We start from the raw sequence: 317 nt of genomic DNA, 5'->3' as shown, positions 1-317 counted from the left end.
AGCATATGTTGAAGAATTATTTCAAAGAAAAGATTTAATAAAATCTAATGACATTTTTTATACTTTAGATAAACCTATAGATAGAAAAGTAAATAATGAAGTTCCTAAAAAACTTTTAGTAATATTTACTTGCATGCCAAATTCAAGTGATTATGATAGCTCATTAATGCCTAAAAGAATGTTTCCAAAGTTTTTTAATGGAATCGAAAGAAGTTTAGTTAAAAACGTATATACCATGAGAATAATGGATTTAAATGTCTCACATGGATCGCACTATATCAGTACATCTAATTTTCCAGATTATGAAAAGAATATAC

General features: G+C 25.2%; 1 protein-coding gene. It reads left to right on the top strand.

The features are described from left to right. The coding region (locus tag CD150_RS13030; protein ID WP_169926890.1) for an XcbB/CpsF family capsular polysaccharide biosynthesis protein at window positions 1-317 on the top strand (317 nt) is incomplete at both ends.

It is taken from the genome of Staphylococcus ureilyticus (assembly GCF_002902235.1).
Classification (GTDB): domain Bacteria; phylum Bacillota; class Bacilli; order Staphylococcales; family Staphylococcaceae; genus Staphylococcus; species Staphylococcus ureilyticus.
The sequence above is the reverse complement of the archived record's forward strand: the minus strand, read 5'-3'. Positions and strand labels throughout refer to the sequence as shown.